The 18,893-nt window shown below is 69.7% G+C and carries 22 protein-coding genes; 5 read left to right on the plus strand and 17 right to left on the minus strand.

What is annotated here, in order from left to right; all coding sequences use genetic code 11:
• Positions 1-37: 37 nt before the first annotated feature.
• Complete coding sequence (locus ACFU5M_RS30955; RefSeq protein WP_379054495.1) at positions 38-2,029, minus strand: RNase J family beta-CASP ribonuclease; 1,992 nt, start codon at positions 2,027-2,029, stop codon at positions 38-40.
• Positions 2,026-2,934 (minus strand): 4-hydroxy-tetrahydrodipicolinate synthase, encoded by a 909-nt coding sequence (dapA, locus tag ACFU5M_RS30960; protein ID WP_379054497.1) that lies wholly within the window; start codon positions 2,932-2,934, stop codon positions 2,026-2,028. Before dapA ends, ACFU5M_RS30955 begins: the two co-directional genes overlap by 4 nt.
• A 148-nt stretch (positions 2,935-3,082) precedes the next feature.
• Here dapA and ACFU5M_RS30965 point away from each other — a divergent pair, with 148 nt between their 5' ends.
• Positions 3,083-3,526, plus strand: a complete 444-nt coding sequence (locus ACFU5M_RS30965; RefSeq protein WP_379054499.1) for a hypothetical protein — start codon at positions 3,083-3,085, stop codon at positions 3,524-3,526.
• A gap of 10 nt (positions 3,527-3,536) precedes the next feature.
• Here ACFU5M_RS30965 and ACFU5M_RS30970 read toward each other — a convergent pair whose 3' ends face one another.
• From ACFU5M_RS30970 to ACFU5M_RS31005, 8 genes are all read right to left on the minus strand, one after another.
• Complete coding sequence (locus ACFU5M_RS30970; RefSeq protein WP_379054501.1) at positions 3,537-4,736, minus strand: winged helix-turn-helix domain-containing protein; 1,200 nt, start codon at positions 4,734-4,736, stop codon at positions 3,537-3,539.
• Positions 4,737-4,779: 43 nt separating this feature from the next.
• Positions 4,780-5,799 (minus strand): hypothetical protein, encoded by a 1,020-nt coding sequence (locus tag ACFU5M_RS30975; RefSeq protein ID WP_379054503.1) that lies wholly within the window; start codon positions 5,797-5,799, stop codon positions 4,780-4,782.
• The gene (locus ACFU5M_RS30980; protein WP_379054505.1) at positions 5,792-7,069 is read right to left on the minus strand and encodes an ATP-binding protein; all 1,278 of its coding nucleotides are present in this window, start codon (positions 7,067-7,069) and stop codon (positions 5,792-5,794) included. Before ACFU5M_RS30980 ends, ACFU5M_RS30975 begins: the two co-directional genes overlap by 8 nt.
• 11 nt (positions 7,070-7,080) lie before the next feature.
• Entirely contained in the window at positions 7,081-7,800 is a 720-nt protein-coding gene (locus ACFU5M_RS30985) for a DNA-binding response regulator (protein WP_379054535.1), read from the minus strand.
• A gap of 76 nt (positions 7,801-7,876) precedes the next feature.
• The gene (locus ACFU5M_RS30990; protein WP_379054507.1) at positions 7,877-8,329 is read right to left on the minus strand and encodes a flavodoxin family protein; all 453 of its coding nucleotides are present in this window, start codon (positions 8,327-8,329) and stop codon (positions 7,877-7,879) included.
• A 28-nt stretch (positions 8,330-8,357) separates the two neighbouring features.
• The gene (locus ACFU5M_RS30995; RefSeq protein ID WP_379054509.1) at positions 8,358-8,858 is read right to left on the minus strand and encodes a hypothetical protein; all 501 of its coding nucleotides are present in this window, start codon (positions 8,856-8,858) and stop codon (positions 8,358-8,360) included.
• Positions 8,859-8,910: 52 nt separating this feature from the next.
• Complete coding sequence (dapB, locus tag ACFU5M_RS31000) at positions 8,911-9,657, minus strand: 4-hydroxy-tetrahydrodipicolinate reductase (protein ID WP_379054511.1); 747 nt, start codon at positions 9,655-9,657, stop codon at positions 8,911-8,913.
• Positions 9,658-9,745: 88 nt separating this feature from the next.
• Complete coding sequence (locus ACFU5M_RS31005) at positions 9,746-10,192, minus strand: hypothetical protein (RefSeq protein ID WP_379054513.1); 447 nt, start codon at positions 10,190-10,192, stop codon at positions 9,746-9,748.
• A 74-nt stretch (positions 10,193-10,266) separates the two neighbouring features.
• Here ACFU5M_RS31005 and ACFU5M_RS31010 point away from each other — a divergent pair, with 74 nt between their 5' ends.
• Positions 10,267-10,701 carry a MarR family winged helix-turn-helix transcriptional regulator gene (locus tag ACFU5M_RS31010; RefSeq protein WP_379054515.1) on the plus strand — a complete coding sequence of 145 codons (435 nt, stop codon included), beginning with the start codon at positions 10,267-10,269 and terminating at the stop codon, positions 10,699-10,701.
• A 28-nt stretch (positions 10,702-10,729) separates the two neighbouring features.
• On the opposite strand, the gene ACFU5M_RS31015 is transcribed toward ACFU5M_RS31010, so the two are convergent.
• A complete protein-coding gene (locus ACFU5M_RS31015; RefSeq protein ID WP_379054517.1) occupies positions 10,730-11,842 on the minus strand; it encodes an alcohol dehydrogenase catalytic domain-containing protein in 1,113 nt (370 codons plus the stop codon).
• Between the two features lie 159 nt (positions 11,843-12,001).
• Here ACFU5M_RS31015 and ACFU5M_RS31020 point away from each other — a divergent pair, with 159 nt between their 5' ends.
• Positions 12,002-12,394: a DUF4440 domain-containing protein gene (locus tag ACFU5M_RS31020; RefSeq protein WP_379054519.1), complete on the plus strand. Its 393-nt coding sequence runs from the start codon at positions 12,002-12,004 to the stop codon at positions 12,392-12,394.
• Between the two features lie 144 nt (positions 12,395-12,538).
• Positions 12,539-12,988 carry a YbaB/EbfC family nucleoid-associated protein gene (locus tag ACFU5M_RS31025; RefSeq protein ID WP_379054521.1) on the plus strand — a complete coding sequence of 150 codons (450 nt, stop codon included), beginning with the start codon at positions 12,539-12,541 and terminating at the stop codon, positions 12,986-12,988.
• Between the two features lie 191 nt (positions 12,989-13,179).
• Here ACFU5M_RS31025 and ACFU5M_RS31030 read toward each other — a convergent pair whose 3' ends face one another.
• A complete protein-coding gene (locus tag ACFU5M_RS31030; RefSeq protein WP_379054523.1) occupies positions 13,180-13,668 on the minus strand; it encodes an FBP domain-containing protein in 489 nt (162 codons plus the stop codon).
• Between the two features lie 210 nt (positions 13,669-13,878).
• Between ACFU5M_RS31030 and ACFU5M_RS31035 the strand changes: the two genes are divergently transcribed.
• Positions 13,879-14,823: a YihY/virulence factor BrkB family protein gene (locus ACFU5M_RS31035; RefSeq protein WP_379054525.1), complete on the plus strand. Its 945-nt coding sequence runs from the start codon at positions 13,879-13,881 to the stop codon at positions 14,821-14,823.
• A gap of 234 nt (positions 14,824-15,057) precedes the next feature.
• On the opposite strand, the gene ACFU5M_RS31040 is transcribed toward ACFU5M_RS31035, so the two are convergent.
• The 5 genes from ACFU5M_RS31040 to ACFU5M_RS31060 all read right to left on the minus strand — a co-directional run bounded on the left by ACFU5M_RS31040 (position 15,058) and on the right by ACFU5M_RS31060 (position 18,231).
• Positions 15,058-15,207: a hypothetical protein gene (locus tag ACFU5M_RS31040; protein ID WP_379054527.1), complete on the minus strand. Its 150-nt coding sequence runs from the start codon at positions 15,205-15,207 to the stop codon at positions 15,058-15,060.
• 199 nt (positions 15,208-15,406) lie between these two features.
• Positions 15,407-15,850 carry an STAS domain-containing protein gene (locus ACFU5M_RS31045; protein WP_379054529.1) on the minus strand — a complete coding sequence of 148 codons (444 nt, stop codon included), beginning with the start codon at positions 15,848-15,850 and terminating at the stop codon, positions 15,407-15,409.
• A gap of 148 nt (positions 15,851-15,998) precedes the next feature.
• The gene (locus tag ACFU5M_RS31050) at positions 15,999-16,664 is read right to left on the minus strand and encodes a PAS and ANTAR domain-containing protein (protein ID WP_379054537.1); all 666 of its coding nucleotides are present in this window, start codon (positions 16,662-16,664) and stop codon (positions 15,999-16,001) included.
• 368 nt (positions 16,665-17,032) lie between these two features.
• Entirely contained in the window at positions 17,033-18,034 is a 1,002-nt protein-coding gene (locus ACFU5M_RS31055) for a PfkB family carbohydrate kinase (protein ID WP_379054531.1), read from the minus strand.
• On the minus strand, positions 18,034-18,231 hold the full coding sequence (locus ACFU5M_RS31060; protein ID WP_379054533.1) for a hypothetical protein: 198 nt from the start codon (positions 18,229-18,231) through the stop codon (positions 18,034-18,036). The genes ACFU5M_RS31055 and ACFU5M_RS31060 overlap by 1 nt, the downstream gene beginning before the upstream one ends.
• Positions 18,232-18,893: the final 662 nt, after the last annotated feature.

Here is an 18,893-nt window from a genome sequence, read left to right on the forward strand (position 1 = left end):
CAGCTGAGCTGTCCGGCGCTTTTCGGCTTTCGGAAGGTCAGACGCCGATGACGGTCGGTACGATCATCGGCCGACGACGGTAGGTGTCGGCCACCCAGCGGCCCACCACGCGGCGCACGCTCTGCGCGATCCGGTGAGTGTCGGTCACACCCTCGCCCGCCAGCCGCAGCAGTTCGGCTTCCACCAGTTCCGCCGCGTCGAGCAGGGCGTTGGGGTCGTCGGAGAAGCCGCGTCCACTGATCTCCGGGGTGCTCACCGCCTTGCCGGTGGTCTCATCGATGGCGACGGTGATCGCGATGAAACCGCCCTCACCGAGTACCAGCCGGTCCGACAACGTCGACTCCCCGACATCGCCCACCGACAGTCCGTCGACGTACACATGGCCCACCGGCACCCGGCCGACGATCGAGGCGATGCCGTCGACCAAGTCGACCACCACGCCGTCCTCGGCGAGCACCACCCGCTCCTCCGGCACGCCCGTCGCCACGGCCAGCGCCGCGTTCGCGCGCAGGTGGCGCCACTCGCCGTGCACGGGCATCGCATTCGTCGGCCGCACCGCATTGTACAGGTACAGCAGCTCTCCCGCCGAGGCGTGCCCGGAAACGTGCACCTTGGCGTTCTGCTGGGTGACCACCGTGGCTCCGAGCCGGGCCAGGCCGTTGACCACCGCGAACACCGAGTTCTCGTTCCCGGGGATGAGCGAGGAGGCCAGCACCACCAGGTCGTCGGGGCGGATGTTGATCTGCCGGTGGTCGCCACGCGCCATCCGCGACAGCGCCGACAGCGGCTCGCCCTGCGAACCCGTGGAGATCAGCACCAGGCGGTGGCTGGGCAGGTTCGCGGCGGCATCGAGATCGACGACCACGCCCTCCGGCACGGTGAGATAGCCCAGATCCTGAGCGATCTGCATATTGCGGACCATCGAGCGCCCGACGAAGCACACCCGCCGCCCGTACTGCTGGGCCACGTCGACGACCTGCTGGATGCGGTGTACGTGACTGGCGAAGGACGCGACGATGACCCGGCCGCGAGCCTTGCCGATGACCGAATCCAGCACGCCGCCGATCTCGCGCTCCGGCGTGACGAAGCCGGGAACCTCGGCGTTGGTCGAGTCCACCAGGAACAGGTCGACGCCTTCGTCACCGAGCCGGGAGAACCCGGCCAGGTCGGTGAGCCGCCCGTCCAGCGGGAGCTGGTCGAGCTTGATGTCACCGGTGTGCAGCACGACGCCGGCAGGCGTGCGGATGGCGACGGCGAGCGCGTCGGGAATGGAGTGGTTGACCGCGAAGTACTCGCAGCCGAACGGGCCGTGCGTGGTGTGCTGCCCCTCGGTCACTTCGACCAGCTTCGGGTGCAAGCGGTGTTCCCGGCATTTCGCGGCGACCAGCGCGAGGGTGAACTTCGAGCCGACGACCGGGATGTCGGGCCGCAAGCGCAGCAGGAACGGCACCGCGCCGATGTGGTCCTCATGACCGTGGGTGAGCACGACGGCGACCACGTCATCGATCCGGCCCTCGATGGGGCGGAAATCCGGCAGGATCAGGTCGACACCGGGCTGCTGGTCCTCCGGGAACAGCACGCCGCAGTCGACGATCAGCAGTTTGCCGCCGTACTCGAAGACCGTCATGTTGCGGCCGATTTCGCCGATGCCGCCGAGGGCGAACACGCGCAGGCCGTTCTGGGGAAGGGCGGGCGGGGCGCCGAGACGGTCGTGCGCGGCAACCGGGCCGGCTTGCGGCGGCGAATCTTCGACTCGCCGAGCGCCGGACTGCCCCCGACCTCGGGCCGGGCGGCGGGACGCCGAGTTCTGTCCCTTGGCCTCCCGGCGCGACTGCGCGGGGGCGGGCTCTTTCGCGGAGGCGACCGGAGCGGCGGCCACCGGGGTCTCGTCCGGTGCGGGCTGGGGCGGTGCGACGGACTCCGGTGACGCGGCCGGCGTCGTCTGCTCGGCCGGCGTGGCGGGGGCGGGGGCGGGGGCTCCCGCGGGGCGGGAGGCGCTGCGGCGGCGACGGGATAGGGACTCGCTCACGACAGCACCCCGGCCGATCGCAGGTCTGCGGCGAGCATCTCGAGTCGCTCACCGGTCGGCATCAGTTGCGGCAGGCGCGGCTCCCCCACCTCGACGCCGAGCAGCCGCAGGCCACCCTTGCTCATCGCGACGCCGCCCAGTCTGGCCATCGCGGAGTGCAGCGGCAGCAGCGTGGTGTTGATCTCGCGGGCGCGCACGACCTCGCCCGCCGTATACGCTTCCAGCAGCGCGCGCAACCGCTCGGGCGCGAGATGTCCGATGACGCTGATGAATCCGGCCGCGCCGACCGACAGCCACGGCAGGTTGAGCGCGTCGTCCCCGGAGTAGAACGTCAGGCCGGTGCTCGCGATGAGTTCGGCGCCCATGTTCAGGTCACCCTTGGCGTCCTTGACCGCGACGATGCGCGGGTGCTCGGCGAGCGTGCGGATGGTGTCGCTGGCGATCGGCACCACCGACCGTCCGGGAATGTCGTACAGGGTGACCGGCAGGTCCGTGGCATCCGCGACGGCGGTGAAATGAGCGATCAACCCCTCTTGGGAGGGCCGGGAGTAGTACGGCGTCACCACGAGCAAACCGTGTGCACCCGCCCGCTGTGCGTTGCGCGCGAGTTCGATCGAATGCGCGGTGTCGTAGGTGCCCGCCCCCGCGATCACGGTCGCGCGCTTGCCGACGGCGTCGACGACGGCGCGCAGCAGATCCGCTTTCTCCGATTCGGTGGTGGTCGGCGATTCACCGGTGGTTCCCGAGATCGCGAGCAGGTCGATACCACGGTCGATCAGGCGAGCCGCGAGCGCGACCCCGGCATCGACGTCGAGCTTGCCGTCGGCACTGAAGGGGGTCACCATCGCGACACCTACCGTGCCGGACGCACGCAGCTCCGTTGGCGTCGATTCACCGTTCGTCATGGTCAGAAAGGCTACCCGGTCTGGGACACGCCCTCGACACCGTCGTCGGCGATCAGGCCGCAACAAAGACGCGAATCCATATCGGCGCCGCCGTGCTGATGTCATACCGACCCTTGCCTGACATCATTATCGGCGTCACACTGATGTCATGGATTTGAACAAGTACACCAGTCGGCTACGCGAGGACCTGGTCGCCGCCGCGGCGCTCGGGGACGAGAAGACGCAGGCCACGGCGGCGGCCCTGGCCGCGGCCACGGAAGGCTCGGCCCGCTTGGTCCTGCTCGCCGCGCTGTCCGACCTCGCCGCCGAGGTCAGCGCCGCGCTGGGCGACCGCACGGTGCATGTGTCGATCGACGGCACGGATGCTTCCATCGATGTGCGCAAGAGCACGGTGGGCGACGAACACCCCACCTTCGAGGAGATGACCGGAGACATCAGCAGGGTCACGCTGCGGCTGGTGGAGCAGATGAAGGCGCGCGCGGAAGAGGCTGCCGCACAGAGCGGTCAGTCCTTGAACTCGTGGCTTTCCGGCGCTGTCCACGGGGCCTTGCGCGACCAGATGCGCGGCTACGGGCCCAAACGCGACATCTGACTCAGTCGCGCTACAGCAACGCGGCCAGATTGCCGCGATCGCCGATGGCGACCTCGTCCAGTTCCAGCCAATCGGCCAGTTCGCGCAGCGCGCCGGTAAGGGCGTGCGCGGTGGCCGCAGTGTCGTATCCGGGTTCGGCGAACGCGGCGGGGACCCATAACCGTCCGTTCGCGCGTTCCGCGCGCAGGTCGACACGACCGACGAGTTCGCCGTCGAGCAGGAACGGGAAGACGTAATAACCGTGCACCCGTTTGTGTTCTGGGGTGTAGATCTCGATGCGGTAGTGGAAGTCGAAGATCCGTTCTGTGCGGGCACGGAAGAAGATGAGCGGATCGAACGGGCACAGCAGCGCGGCCCCTTCGACGCGACGCGGTGTCGCGGCGCCCGCCCGCAGATAGGCCGGTTTCCCCCAGCCCGCCACCTCCACCGGGATCAGCTCGCCCGCGTCGACCAGATCGGCGATGGCCGGTTCGGTCTGGGCGCGATGGAGCCGGTAATAGTCGCGCAGGTCCGCTTCGGTGCCGATGCCGTGCGCGGTGGCCGCACGAAGCACCAGTTCGCGGACGGCGTCCTGTTCGGCGACGTCGCGCGCCAGGACCTCCGCGGGCAGCACCCGCTCGGTCAGGTCGTAGTGCCTGGTGAAACCCACGCGGGTGGCCACCGACAGCGCGCCCGACGCGAACAGTTGCTCGCAAATCATCTTGGTGTCGCTGAGGTTCCACCAGGAGCCCTTCGGCCGAGGCTTGTCCAACTCCAGGTGGCGCTCCACCTCCCCGGCGGTGGCCGCGCCCACCGCGGTGATCACGTCCAGGATGTCCTTGCCCAGGGTCGGATTGCGCTCGACCACCTTGCGCATGCCGGACCATCGCCCGTGCTCGTACCGCCGCATCCGCCAGCGCAGCAACGGCCAGTCCTCGACCGGGATGAGCGCGGCCTCGTGCGCCCAGTACTCGACGAGCGCTCGCGGCCGCCGTGCCCCGTTGCTCCACGCGGCCTGATCGAGCAGGGTGCGATCGTAGGGCCCGATCCGGCTGAACACCGGCGCGTAATGCGCCCGCACCACCGCCGACACCGAATCCAGTTGCAGCAACTGGGTCCTGTCCATGACCCCGAGCACCGTCCGCCGAGACGTCCGCCCCGGCCGGCGCACCCCGAAACCTTGCGCAGCCAACGCCGTTCGCCGCGCCGCCGACGCACCCATCTTCCGCATGAAAGGCACCATGCCACGAGGCACCGACATCAAGGTCGTGCCGTCAGGTCGAGACGGTGACCGCACCGGTGGTGTCGATCTCGGTGCGACGATCTCGGTCCGACGCGGTGGCAAGGACGGTGGCCAGGATGCGGCGGCCGGTCGGGAGGATACGAACGGTGACCGAACCCTCGTTCGCGGCATCCAGCTCCCGGGCGGCGGCGTCGATCACTTGCTGGCGCACCCGGTGCGGGACGCCGGTGAAGCCACCGTCATCGAGCAAAATCACCTCGACGCCGCGGGAGCGGGCTCCGCGGGCGGCGCTGCTGAGCTGGTCGGTGGCCAGCTGCGGGGCCCGCAGGCCGTCGCGCAGTTCGGCTTCCAGGAGCCTGCACTGTTCGCGCTCCCCGGCGTCGAGTTCGTCCCCGTCGGCGATGCGTTCCAGGATCGGGCGCGCCACCGCGTCCAGCCGAGCCAGCTGACGGGTGCGTTCGGAGTTCTCCGCGGCCATCGAGGCCTCGGCGGCGGCACGCATGGCCGCTTCCTCGCGCAGCAGCCGCAGTGAACGCTGAGTGGGCCGCATGATCGCCGCGAACAGGGAAACCCCTGCGACCGTGGCGACCGGCACGATCGAGCCCACGACGACGCCCACCCGCAGGCCGGCCACCACACCGACCACGGCGATCACCACGCCGATGCCCGCGACGCCGAGCCAGGCCGCGGCCAAGCGTCCGCGCAGCACCAGCACGGCGAGCACATACGACGCGGCGAATGCCGTCCACACTTGCTTCGACCAGCCGTTTTCGGAATCGAAGGAGGTCAGGGTCGTGGCCAGCGGCCCGGAGGCGGCGACGAACACGGTCGCGGGCCAGGGCAACGGATCGGTCGGCGCCACCAGCACCACGATGCCGGCCAGCGCGAGCACGACCAGTGCCGCGACGGCGGCGACCACCGGCGATTCCGAGAAGTTCCGGATCATGTACAGCACGATGGTCACTTCGAGAACGACCAGGAACAGCCAGGCCGCGCGGTTGCGCAGGCCGAGCAGATCGCACAGCTCGAACTCGGTTTCCTGCTCAGCCATTTCCGCCCCACACCAGCGTCACGGTCGTTCCCTCACCCGGCTCGGATTCCACGAAGCCCGCACCGCCGGCCAGCTGACGCATGCGGCCCAGAATGCTCACCGAGATGCCGAGCCGATCGACCGGCACCTCACTCAGGTCGAAGCCCGCGCCATCGTCCCGGAACACCACCCGAATGCCACCCGCGCTGATCGTCACTGTGACGGTCCGGCGCACTTCACGTCCGGCGACGGTGGCGTGCCGCAGACTGTTGCGTACGGCCTCGGCCAGCGCGGCCGCGATCGTGCTCGCGGCGTCCACCGGCAGGTGCAGATCATCGAATCCGGCCCAGCGCCGCGTGGTGAACCGGATGCCGGGGTTCACCTCGTGCACGGCGGAGCGGAGGAACCCGATCGCGAATTGCGCGTCCAGGCGGTCGGGTTCGTTCTCGGCCACCCGGCACTCGTCGAGCTGCTCCAGGGTCCGTTCGGCCTGGCGGCGCAGCACCGGTGACTCGGTCCCCGCTCGCGAGGCGTCCAGCAAGGTGGACAGCACCGCGTCGTGGATCAGTGCGGCGAAGCGCGCACGTTCCCGCTCCCGGGCCGCCGCGCCCGCGACCGCCGCCGCGCGGCTGCTCTCGATCGCCGACTCACGATCCACTCGGGCGGCCGCGGCCCTGGCGTAGATCACGCACCACAGGAACAGCGCGCTCAACCCCGCCGCCCGGGCGAAGTCGCCGAGTAACGCCAGCGCCGTGGTCTCCCGTAGCACGACCAGATTCGCCAGCGCGCTGAACGCCGCACCCACCACCAGGTAGGCCACGGCGAGCGGCGGACGCCAAGCGAGCACCGCCGCGAGGACGCCCAGTGCCAACACCCGGTACAGCCACACCGACGCCTCCCCCTCGGCATCCGGTACGGCATACGCCAGCGGGACCACCGCCATGGCGCCGAGGAAACTCACCGCCGCCGCACCGGCCACCCGCTGGATCACGCGCCTGCTCATGCCGACCGAGACGACCGCGAGTACGGGGAACAGCCCGAACGCCAGCACCACCTCCACCACCGTCCACCGGACCGGCACGAAGCGGCTCTGGTCGGCGATCTCGGGCAGCTCGACGATCGCGGCGATCACCCCGGCGATACCGATGGCCAGGCCGAACCGGCGCAGAATACGATCGGCGGCGCCCTCGGAGGTCTTTTCCCTGGACAGCGCGACAACTCCGCGACGCCAACGGCTCGCACGGAGCCGGTCGAGCGGAAGGGAGCGAGAGCGCGACGGAGTGTCCAGCATGCTGGACGCGATCATCCGCGCCGATGCCGCTCGGGAACCGGCAACCAGCCGTCCTCCACCGCCCGCTTGTACAGGTCGGTCTTGGTCGGCGCCGGACGACCGGCGTCGGCGTACTTCTGCCGGATCCGGCCGAGGTAATCGTTGACCGTCTGCTCGGACAGACCGGTCATCCGCGCGACCCGGGATGCTTTCTCACCGGACGCGTACAGGGTGAGCACTTCCTCCTGGCGGGGGCTCAGGCCCACATTGGACAGTTGAGGATCGCCGTCGATGGCAGCGGCCCAGTCGGTGGTGACGACTTGCTCGCCGCTGGCCGCACGGCGCACGGCGGCGACGACGGTGGGCACGTCCTCGGATTTGCGCACCACGCCCAGCACCCCGGCGCGGGCGGCGGCACGCACCAGGAAGGCGTTGTCCGCGCCGGTGAAGACCAGCACCTCGATGCCGCGGTCACGCAGGGCGCGCACGTTGTCCTCGGGCGAGGACCCGTCGGCCAACCGCAGGTCCAGCACCACCAAGTCCAGCTTCGGTGCGCCGTCGGCGGCGGCGAGCAGTTCCGGCACGGTACCCGCGGTCAGCACCAGGTCGAGATCGGCTTGCGGCGCAAGCATTGCGGCGAGACCGATCGCGACCGATTCGTGGTCCTCGACCAATCCGATTCGGCGCGGAGTGTTCTCGTTCCCTTCGGCCCAGGTCACCTGGCTCTCCCATCCCGAGCTACTCGTCCACATCCCCACCGCGACAACAATCGCAGACAGTATGCCGGTCGATGGTGCGCCATGGTCAGACACCAGAATTCGGGGGTGCTCAGGCCATGAGCCCGGCCGCGAGGGTGGCCCCGAGTTCCCAGCACCGTTGCAGGTCCTCCTTGGCGGGCGGCCCGGAGATCACGACCGCGGCGGCGGCCTGTTCCCAGCCCAGGCCGGTCGTGATGCGCACCACCCCGCGTTCGGCGCCTTCGGTGCCTTCGTTGCCGTGCAGATACAGGCCATACGGACGACCGCGGGTGGAATCGAGGCACGGATAATAGAACGTGTCGAACGCGTGCTTGAGCGCTCCACTCATGTATCCGAGGTTCGCCGGGCTGCCCAGCAGATAGCCGTCGGCGGCGAGCACATCGGAGGCCGTGACGGTCAGCGCGGCGCGGCGCACGACCTCCACTCCTTCGATTTCGGGGTCGGTGGCCCCGGACACGACGGCCTCGAACATCGCCTGCATATGGGGGGACGGCGTGTGATGGATGATCAGCAACCGGGCCACCCTGCGATGGTATCGGCCCGTGCGACGGTCAGGCGTTGTCGCGCTCGTGCCGTTCCAGTGCGACCGCGCGGCGCATGGTCTCGCGGGCTCTGGTGCGGTCGCCCGCGTAGTCGTAGGCGCGCGCGAGGCGGTAGGAGACGCGCCAGTTGTCCGGGTCGGCCTCCCACTCCGCCTTGACCGTGGCGAACAACTCGTCGGCGGCCGCGCGTTCGATGCGGCCGGAGGGCAGGCGCGGTAGATCGGCGGTGTCGAGCTCGAGGCCCTCGTCGTGGATGCGCCGCGCCAGGTGCTGATGCGCCAGGGCCGCGCGCACGGTGGCCATCACGATCCAGACGCCCAGCAGCGGCAGGATCAGCACCCCGACGCCGATCACGATCGCCGCCACGTCGCCGGAACCGATCAAACTCAACGCGATCCGGCCGAGCAGCAGGAAGTAGAAGCCGAGCACCAAGATGAGCGCCGCGATCAGCGCGACTACCTTGAGGACTTCCCCGCCGCCCTTTCGATCGGCTCGCTCCGAGCCGCTCACGGTCGCGCTCCGTCGGGCGCCGTGCGCGACCGTCGCGCTCGCCGACGTGTGATCACAGGTCCAGGAACGGGTCGAGTCCGACGGTGAGGCCAGGGCGGTTCCCGATCTCCCGCACGCCAAGCAGCACGCCGGGGGCGAACGACGAGCGGTCGATGGAGTCGTGCCGGATGGTGAGCGTTTCCCCCTGGGTCCCGAACAGCACCTCCTGGTGGGCGACCAGACCGGCCAGGCGCACCGAGTGCACCCGCACCCCGTCCACGTCGGCGCCGCGCGCACCCTCCAGCTCGGTCGTCGTCGCGTCGGGACTGCGGTTCAGGCCCGCCTTGTCCCGGGCGGCGGCGATCAGGCCCGCCGTGCGGTAGGCGGTGCCGGAGGGCGCGTCCGCCTTGTTCGGGTGGTGCAGCTCGATGACCTCCACCGATTCGAAGAAACGGGCGGCCTGCTCGGCGAATCGCATGGACAGCACCGCGCCGATGGCGAAGTTCGGCGCGATCAGTACACCGACATCCGGACGGCCGGCCAACCAACCGCGCACCTCCGTCAGCCTCGCCTCGTCGAATCCGGTGGTGCCGACCACCGCGTGGATGCCGTGTTCCACCAAGACCTTCAGATTCCCCATCACCACGTCCGGGTGGGTGAAGTCGACGACCACTTGCGTATTCGCCGCGGTGAACGCCTCGAGCGGTTCGTCTTTGTCGACGGCGGCGACCAGTTCCAGATCCTCTGCCGCCGTCACCGCCGCGCAGATCGCCTGTCCGACTTTGCCACGCGCTCCGAGCACTCCGACCCGAATGGTCACCGCACCTCCTCGTTCCGTTTCCGGTCGGGGATCAGCCTAATGGGCCCGGTCGAGCGCGAGCCCGCCGCCGCCCGACCGGACCCGGCGTTCAGCGCACCTCTTGCCGTTCACCGGCCTCGGGGCTCGGCGTGCCGGCGAGATTCGCAGCCATCCGTTGCAGCAACCGCAGCACCTCGGCGAATTGCTCGTCGGTGATTCCCTCGGCCATCTGCCGCCTGCGCTGCGCGATCCGGACGAAGGCCGCGTCGTGCGTGGCACTGCCCCGCCCGGTCAGCGACAGCACACCTGCGTGCTCGGAGACCAGCCCCGCGTCGCGGAGTTCGGCCAGTTCGGCCGGCCATTCGGAGTCGTCGGTCCAGAACGTGTCGAGCGCGTCGCGGATGTCGTCGGCGCGCTGTGGTCCGTCGGCCAGCGAGTGCAGACTCTGCCAGCGTCGGCGAGTCAACCCGCCCGACGCGAGGTCTTCGTCGAAGCGCTGGTTGATCAACCGATCGAGTTCGACGAGCCAATATCCGATACCACGCCGTATGGCCATCACCGCTCCTGTTATCTGCCTGTGCACAACTACATGTAATCTTACATCTGAATTCGGCGTGACAGAGTGGAGAAATGGACGACCACGATGCGATCACCGTCGCCGTGGAAGCGGCGATGGTTCGGATCCGGCGCAGGCAAACGCGCGGTGTGCTGAGCGACGGCGCGATTCCCGTCGCCGTGTTCCGTGTGCTCGATGCCGTCGCCGACGGCGCGGCCGACACGGTCGGAGCTCTCGCTCCGGCACTCGGCGTCGATCAGCCGAGGGCGAGCCGCCTGACGGCTCGCGCGGTCGCCTCCGGCCTGCTGGAACGCGCCGCCGATCAGCGCGACGGACGGCGTTCGGTCCTGCGCCTCACCGCCGCCGGGAACCGGGCGGTGGCCGAAGCCAGGACGGGCAGGCGCAAGTCCATGGCCGCCGCCATGGCGGATTGGACCCCCGCGGAGCGCGCCGACTTCGCCCGTCTGCTCGCACGATTCGTCGACGCGATGGACCGGCCCGCCGACTGAGCGACCGCTCGTGCGGCGGCAGGCCGGATCAGTCGAAGACGATGACTTGACGCAAGGCGTGGCCCGCGGCGAGTTCGTCCATGGCGCGATTGATCTCGTCGAGCCCGACGTGCGCCGAGACGAGCCGCTCCACCGGCAGCCGTCCCGCCCGCCACATGCGGACGTACTCGGGGATGTCCCGGGACGGCACCGCCGAACCGAGATAGCTGCCGACGATGGAACGTCCTTGCGCGACCAAGGCCAGCGGGGAAACGGCGGCGCGGGCGTCCGGGGCGGGCAGCCCCACGGTGACGGTCGTACCGCCGGGCGCGGTGGCGGCGACGGCGGTCTCGAAGGCGCGGACGTTGCCCGCGGCCTCCACCACCACCTCGGCCTGCACCCCGAGCTCGGCGACCTCGGCCGGGGTATAGGCCGCGTGCGCACCCAGCTCCCGAGCCAGAGCGAGTTTGTCCGGCACGGTGTCGACCGCGATCACCTCGTGCCCTTCGGCGGCGAGCGACACCGCGACCAGCACCGCCGCCATGCCGACGCCACCCAGACCGACGACCATGATCCGGTCCCCGGTGCCCGGCCGCGCCGAATTCAGCAGGGCGCCACCGCCGGTCAGCACGGCGCAGCCGAGGACGGCGGCGATCTCGGCGGGCACGTCGTCGTCGACCGGGACCACCGACCTGCGATCCACCACCGCGTGCGTGGCGAAAGCGGAAACACCCAGGTGGTGGTGCACCTCGGCGCCGTCGCGGAACAATCGCCGCCCGCCGTTGAGCAGCTCGCCCGCATTGTTGGCGATGCTGCCGGGCACACAGGGCGTGCGGCCTTCGGTCGCGCACCCCGCGCACTCGCCGCACCGCGGCAGGAAGGTCATGACCACCCGCTGCCCGACCGCGATATCGCCGTCGCCGGGACCGACCGCTACCACCTTCCCGGCGGCCTCGTGGCCCAGCAGCATGGGCACCGGCCGGACCCGGTTGCCGTCCACCACGGACAGGTCCGAATGGCAGAGTCCCGCCGCCTCGATCCGGACCAGCAATTCGCCCGGCCCCGGCTCGCGCAACTCCAGATCGCACACGGTGATCGGCGCCGACTCCGCGAACGGCGCAGGTGCCCCGATCCGCTCCAGGACCGCTCCACGAATCTTCATTCCGCCGACGCTACCGCTCGCGGCGGTCCGAGCCCACCGGGCCGCAGGTGCGAGACCGAGCTTCGAGTGCGGTCCGGTGGCGCTCGTCGACCTGCGGTGTATCGGGGAGTCGCGGTCCGGCCCGCGGGGCGGTCACCGTGGGCTGCGTACGATGCGCCGATGGGTGTGAATGTGGCCGATGTGGTCGAGCGCTTGCATACCGACCTCGCGGCATGGCTCGGGTCGGCGGCGCCGGTCGAGGTGTTCGAGCGGTTCGCGGCGGCGCAGCACGAGCGGTTCAGCATGGTGACGACCGGTGGCGAAGTGCTGGGGCGCGAGGCGTTGCTCGCGGGTCTGCGTGGCGCGCGCAACGCCGTGCCCGGTTTGACCATCGAGGTGTCCGAAATAGAGGAACTCCGATGGTCCGGCGGCATCGCGGTCGTGCGGTTCCTGGAGACGCACCGGGCGCCCGGCACCACCACGCAACGCCGGGTGACCGCCGTGCTGACGACCGACGACCCCGGTGGCGTTCGCTGGCTGACGGTGCACGAAACCGAGACCACGCCGGCCTGACCATTCCCAGCACGGGGATGTGCGCCCTGCGACCGTGCCCCGAGTGCCGGACAATTCCTTGCCTCGTTCCCGGACGCGAGTCGCCCCGGTGCGGGCTCAGGCGATGCGGTGCGGGAGCGAGGCGAACTCGGGAGGTCGGAGCCGATGGATCGGTGGGAACGCGACGGGCTGCGCTCCGCCAACAGCGGAATGCGCAATCAGGTGGACCACATCCTGGACGCGCTCGCCGAGCAGCGCACCCACCTGTCGGAGGTACACGGAAAGCTGGCCGCCGTGCGGTGCACGGCCGAGTCGGCGGACAAACTCGTGGCGGTGACCGTGGACGCGGCGGGCATCCTCGTCGATGTGCGGTTCACTGCGGCAGCCCTGCGGAGCACACCGGAACAGCTCGGCCGTTCGGTCACCGAAGCGGGCAGGCAGGCGGCGCGGCTGGCCCGCGACGAGCACGCGGCGATCATCGCCCCGCTCGTCGCCGGAGCCGAGGCGGTACCCGATCTGCCCGATCTGGTCCCCGGCGCCCCCAGCCTGCGTGAGGTGTGGGAACCCACGGGCCACGACTCGACGGGCTGGAGCGCTCACGATCAGAAACCGTGATTCCTCGCCGGACGGGAGGGTCCGGCGGATCCGGGCCGACTCGACCGGCGAGGAATCACGGCCACTCCGAGATCCGATGCGCTGTAGGCAGGCTCGGGTGGCTCGACCGTACGGTTCTCGAGTGTCGGCACATGGCAGCAACCTCCGTTCGGGCGGGCAGCGCGTCGCTGCCTCAGGGATGGGCGAAGCGATCAGGAGTAGAGCTTCGTGAGGAAGGTGTTCAAGTTGTCGCGCACCCGCTCGACCTTTTCCTCGCGCGTGAGGTCTTCTCGATACCGGCTTCCGAGCGCGGGCCGCTTCTTGTTCCGCGCGTACAGCGAGCAGGCGAGATCGGTGCACATGTAGGTGCCGACCGAATTACCCCTGCGTCCGGACTCGCCTGCTTTGTGCGCGGTCATCAGCGAGACCCCGCCACCGGTGTGGGTGGTCAGGCAGATGGTGCACATCTGTGCCCGTCCGGTGCCGCCGGTGGCATACCGCAGGGCGACGCCGACCAGGCGGTTGTCCTGCGGAACGACCAGGTAGCCACGCCCCGGCAAGGACGGATCACTCCAGCCGAGGAAGTCCAGATCCGCCCAGGGCCGCTCGTCCAGGTCCCTGGGCACGGGCAACCGCTTGGCCTCTCCTTTCGAACAATTGACGAACGACGACCTGATGTCGCGTTCGGTGACGGGTTCCACGATGCAATCTCCTTCGCTCGATCGGTGGGCAAACCGAAGCGACATTACGGTCGCACCGTGGCGGGGACAACGGATTTTCCGGCGCTCCGGGCGCCACGCGCAGGCCGGAAGGAAGCCATCCGCCTCGAACATCGCGGCCGCGGAGGCTGTTTCGCGGCCGGCACGGGGGGTACCCGCGCGCCAGCGGAGGTGGTTGGTGTGGTGCAAGACATGCAGAAGAGGTTCGCGGCGCGACGCCGGCTGCGCGGGCCTGCGGATCTGCCGGGACGGTCGTGGTGGGGCGTGGTCAAGCGGTCGGTCGCCGAGTTCCAGCGGGACAATCTCACCGACTGGGCCGCGGCGCTGACGTATTACAGTGTGCTGTCGCTGTTTCCGGGGCTGATCGTCATGACCGCCGGACTCGGCATGCTCGGACGCCACGACACGCGGGCACTGGTCGACGCCATTCGCGAGATCGGGCCGGGCAGCGGAACCGATCTGCTCCTCGACGCGGTGACCGAGATCCAGCAAGCTAGAGCACCGGCCGGCCCGTTGGCGTTGCTCGGGTTGGCGTCGGCATTGTGGACCGCGTCGGCCTACATCGGCGCGTTCATGCGGGCGACCAACGCCATCTACGACATCGAGGAGGGGCGCCCGATCTGGAAGACCGTACCGGTGCGGGTCGCCCTGACCGCCGCGGTGGTGATCCTGCTGGGCGTCTGCACGGTCGGCGTCGTCATCAGCGGTTCGCTCGCCGACCGGATCGGCGGGTGGCTCGGGCTCGCGCAGGCCACGATCGCCGTCTGGGGCATCGTCAAGTGGCCGGTGATGATGGCGTTGATCAGCCTGGTCTTCGCCCTGCTGTACTGGGCGGCGCCGAATGTGCGGCAGCCGGGATTCCGGTGGCTGACCCCAGGCAGCGCGCTGGCCGTTCTGCTGTGGGCGGGGGCGTCCTGGGGATTCGCGTTCTACGTCGGCCACTTCGGTTCCTACAACCGGGTCTACGGCTCCCTGGGTGGCGTCGTCGTCTTCCTCGTGTGGTTGTGGATCTCGAATATCGCGGTCCTGCTGGGCGCGGAGCTGGATGCCGAACTGGCGCGGGCGCGCAACATCGCCCACGGTCATCCGGAAGATGCCGAACCCTATCTGCCGCCGCGCGACGATCCCGGCAAATGATCAACGGCGTCAACCACGCAGAGCCGCTCCGATGCCCGCCATCCAGCAGAAACTCGACGCATCGCCGACGGACCGGCCGAGGGGATGAGTGAGTCGAGTGCCGACCATCCCGGACTGCCGCGTCATCGCGGGGAAATCGCCGAGGTCGTCGGGCCCGCAGAACCGGGAGAGGGCCGGGTGACCGGCGCGAAGGCCGACGGTTGGTGTGCCGCCGGCCTTCGCGACGCGGCTTCGTCACCGCTGATCGGTCTCGGCGTCCTTGCCCGCTTCCCGCTCCGCTTCGGCGAGTTCGCGACGCAGACGCTCGGCATTGGCTTTGTCGCCGGTGTCCTCGGCGGTGGTGATGTCTTGGCGCAATTGCGCGATCATGTCCCGCGAAACCATAGGACCTCCCTCGTCTCTTCGGACGGTTTCGAGTGGGGGGCGAGCTGCGCCCCTCGTGCTCAGGGTGGCCGCTCGCGCGAGGACGAAACACCCCCGAAACCATGCGGCCCGGTCGCGGACGCCGGGTGCGCTGCTGAAGTCGGCTCGATGCGATTGCGCGCCGGGAGGCTGAGAAAAGTTGTGCCGATTGAATCCCGGGTCAGCGGGTAGTCGCTGTACCGGTGTGTCCGGGATTGCGATTTCCGTCCCCCGCGAATGACCGGCACATCCGCGGCTGGTCGATGTCGTGCACCGCGGGCGCGGGGCACGCCAGAACCGGCACGCTCTGCTCCACCGCCAACAGGTCCAGGATGCGACGCACGGAACTTTCTTCCGGCACCGTCATGCCGACCGGTACGCCCGCTCGCGCGCCCCACCCCGCCAGCCGCAGCACCGCGCGCACGCCCGCGCAGGACAGAAAGCGCACCCCGCACAGGTCGATGATGACGGTCGGAGGGTTCGACGTTGCGCCGCAGTAGTTTTCGACGGCGTCGGTCATCGACGCGAAGTATTCCTCGGCTGTCGCCGCATCCAGTTCACCATGCGTGACGAGAATCAGGCCATCGCCGGTTCGGACGCCTTCCACGCGGTACTGACAGGTCATGTGCACCCCCGGCGGCCGGTATCGGCACAAACCGCGACTTCGAGCCTGGCAGTGAGCGCCGGTGGTGTCAGTGCGATAGACGAAGTTCGGCACGGCCTCGGTCCGAAAAACGAAATGCTCTGCCATATCCCGGCTGCCTGCACGACGATCACTCGCGGGGTATGCGGTGATGAACGGTGAGCAGGATGTGGTCGAAGGCGGCGACCAGGTCCGCCGGTGGGGGCGGCACGAGGGGAAGTTCCGTGATCAGCTGCTGGGCGAGCGCCCGCAGCTTGGTGTTCGTTTCCTGCGAACGCCAGCGCAGTACCTGAAACGCTTGCTCGGCGCTGATCTGATAGATGCGCATGAGCACGCCCTTGGCCTGCTCGATCACGGCGCGGTTCTCGTAGAGTCCGGGCAGCGTCGCGGCCAGCATGGCTTCGTGCGCCTCGGCGAGGGTGTCGGAGAGGTCGACGTAGAAGCCGGAGGTACCGACCGCGGTGCCTGCATCGTCCAGGATGCGGTCGGCGACGACGAGCACGGTGTGTTCCTGGCCGGACAGGTCGATGAACCGGTGCCGGCTCGAGAAAGGCTCGCCGTGGTCGATGGCGCGTGTGATGGTCTCGGCGACGTGCGTGCGGTCATCGGGGTGCTTGTGCGCGAGCATCAGCTCTGTGGTGGGCTCGATCTCGCCGGGCCGGTAGCCGTGCATCCGATAGACCTCCGCGGACCATTCCCACCGGCGGGTGGTGAACCAGAACCGGAAGCTTCCGACCGTAGGCTGCTCGCACGGTGCCGAGTCGGTGGTGGTGATGACGGACGTGCCGGGCTGCATATGCAGAGTCATGGATGCAGTGCCTCTCCGAGATACAAGGGGCTTGCGGCCGCAACGTCACCGGACCGCCGTCATCCCTCGACGGGATCACGCGGACGCGGGCGCGTCGGGCCGAGAATCCGCTGTTGACTCAACGGCCGGCGCACGCGCACATCGTGGCGGCGACCGGTGACCTGCGAACCAGTATGTCATCCCCGTTCGGCCGAGGCGCGACAAGCCCGGAACAACACCCGGAACCCCAGCCGATCCAGGTAGCCGTGGATTGGGTGACCGCTTGGCGGGGCAAAGCTTTCGAGTCGCCTCCCCTGAGTCATCGCAACGGACCCGGTGTTCAGCGCGGCCCGAGCGCGAGTAGCAGGGCACGAATATCACGGCGCCGTACTGTCCCAGGCGGCAGATACTCCGGAAACCGTGGCCTGCTCCGATTCCGAGAAGGCGACGGCGGCACCGGAGCCGACGAACTCGGCCGCCGTGAGTATCGCACGACGCACCGCGCTTTCCGGTCCGCTGCCCTCGCCCAAGTGGGCTGCCGCGGCGACGGCGAAACTGTCGCCCGCACCGCAGGTGTCGCTGCCCACGGGCGCCTTGGCCGCGGCCGGAAGTGGGATGCGCAGGCGTTTACCCGACGCGCGCAGGCACATCAGGGCGCCCTCCGGCCCGAGGGTCACCGCGATCGCCTGCACTGCCCACCCTTTGGCCAGCTTCCACAGGTCCGGTCCGTCGTCGAGCCGACCGGACAGCAGGGTGAGCGCTTCCGCGCGACTGGGGGTGACCAGAGCCGCACCCGGGATCGGGACGGATCCGTGCGGATGAGGATCCCAGACGACCGGGATTTGGGCGGCGTGGGCGCGCAGCAGCGCACGGATCTGCGGGTGGGTCGCGGTGCCGCGACCGTAGTCCGAGACCAGGACCACGCGCGCCGCGGCGAGCGCGGCGAGTGCCGCCTCGGGCAGCGGATCGGAGCCGAGTCGTCCCGTGCCGGAATCGATCCTGGTGATCAGGACCGGGTGCCGGGGCTCCTTGGTCCTGGCGTGCCCGTTGGGGGAAGCCCACGGGCCGATCGCTCGCACCCGCTGCTTGCAGACCGTCGAACCGCGCAGCGGGAGTGCGATGACCCGGACGTGGCCCTCCAGCAGTCCACGCAGCCGGGCAGCCGCCTCGTCGGAGGCGAAACCGGCGATGAGAACGACTTCCCGCTCCCCCGTCGCGGCGAGCCGGGCCGCCAATCCCGCCCCACCGGGACGGAACGTCCGGTGCGCGACGTCGACGACCGGAGCCGCGGACTCCGGGCTGCATCGATCGGCGCGACCGTCCACATCGATATCCAGCAGCGCGTCGCCGATCACGACGAGCGGATCGCCCGCCGCCATCACTCCCGCTCCAGCGCGACTTCCGGCGCCGTGCGCAGTTCGTGCGCACGGACCGGGGCGGCGCCGATTCCGGGCGCGGCGCGCCGTGGCGGATCGGTGTCCGAGCGTGTCCCGGCAGCTTGTGCCCGTGCGGCCGGACCGGTCAGCGATACGTCCCCGGCCCTGTCCGGGTCGATGGCCAGACCCCGGCCGGTCACCCGGCCCCGCTCAGGGGGCCTGCGTGCTCGGACACCATGGCGATCTTCACGGCCGGCTCCGTTCGCCGCGGACGACTGGTCGATTAGCGCAGTAACCGATCGGGGCCTCACGCCGAAGCCCGCACGTGCTGACATGCCCGGACCGATCACGACGAAACATGCGAACCGGAATGCCGCGCAGGGCGCACCCCACGGCCCGGTAGAACGCCGACATCTGTTCCGGCCCGTCGCGGCCCCGAGGAGGTCACATCGACGCAGACGTTCGTTGGCCGTTCGGTGTGATCAGGTTCGTGCGCCGATCGGTCCGCGTGGCACACGTTCATGGGATGGCGTGTCGTACCGTCGGCCCCGGAGGCTGATCGGCGCGCCACTTCCGGCGCTGCCATCGGCTGTGCTCGAACGAATCCGAAGACAACACAGATGCGAGATTCCGGTGTGCCGGGCGGACTACCGGCGGGATGGCGAGGGGCAGTGTGTGCAGCGGCGTACCGCCGCCGCTTCGGGTGCGGCGATCGTGGTGGAAGACAACGTTTCGACCCGGGCCGAGCGTTTTGTATCCGCGTGTGGGGAGCCGCGGGGCCGGGCCACCCGGGGGGCCCGGCCCCCCGCCGCAGCGAGTGTGCTGGACGGTAGCTAGGGGCCGAGCAACACCAACCGGTGGC

It is taken from the genome of Nocardia sp. NPDC057455 (genome assembly GCF_042802775.1).
Taxonomy (GTDB): Bacteria; Actinomycetota; Actinomycetes; order Mycobacteriales; family Mycobacteriaceae; genus Nocardia.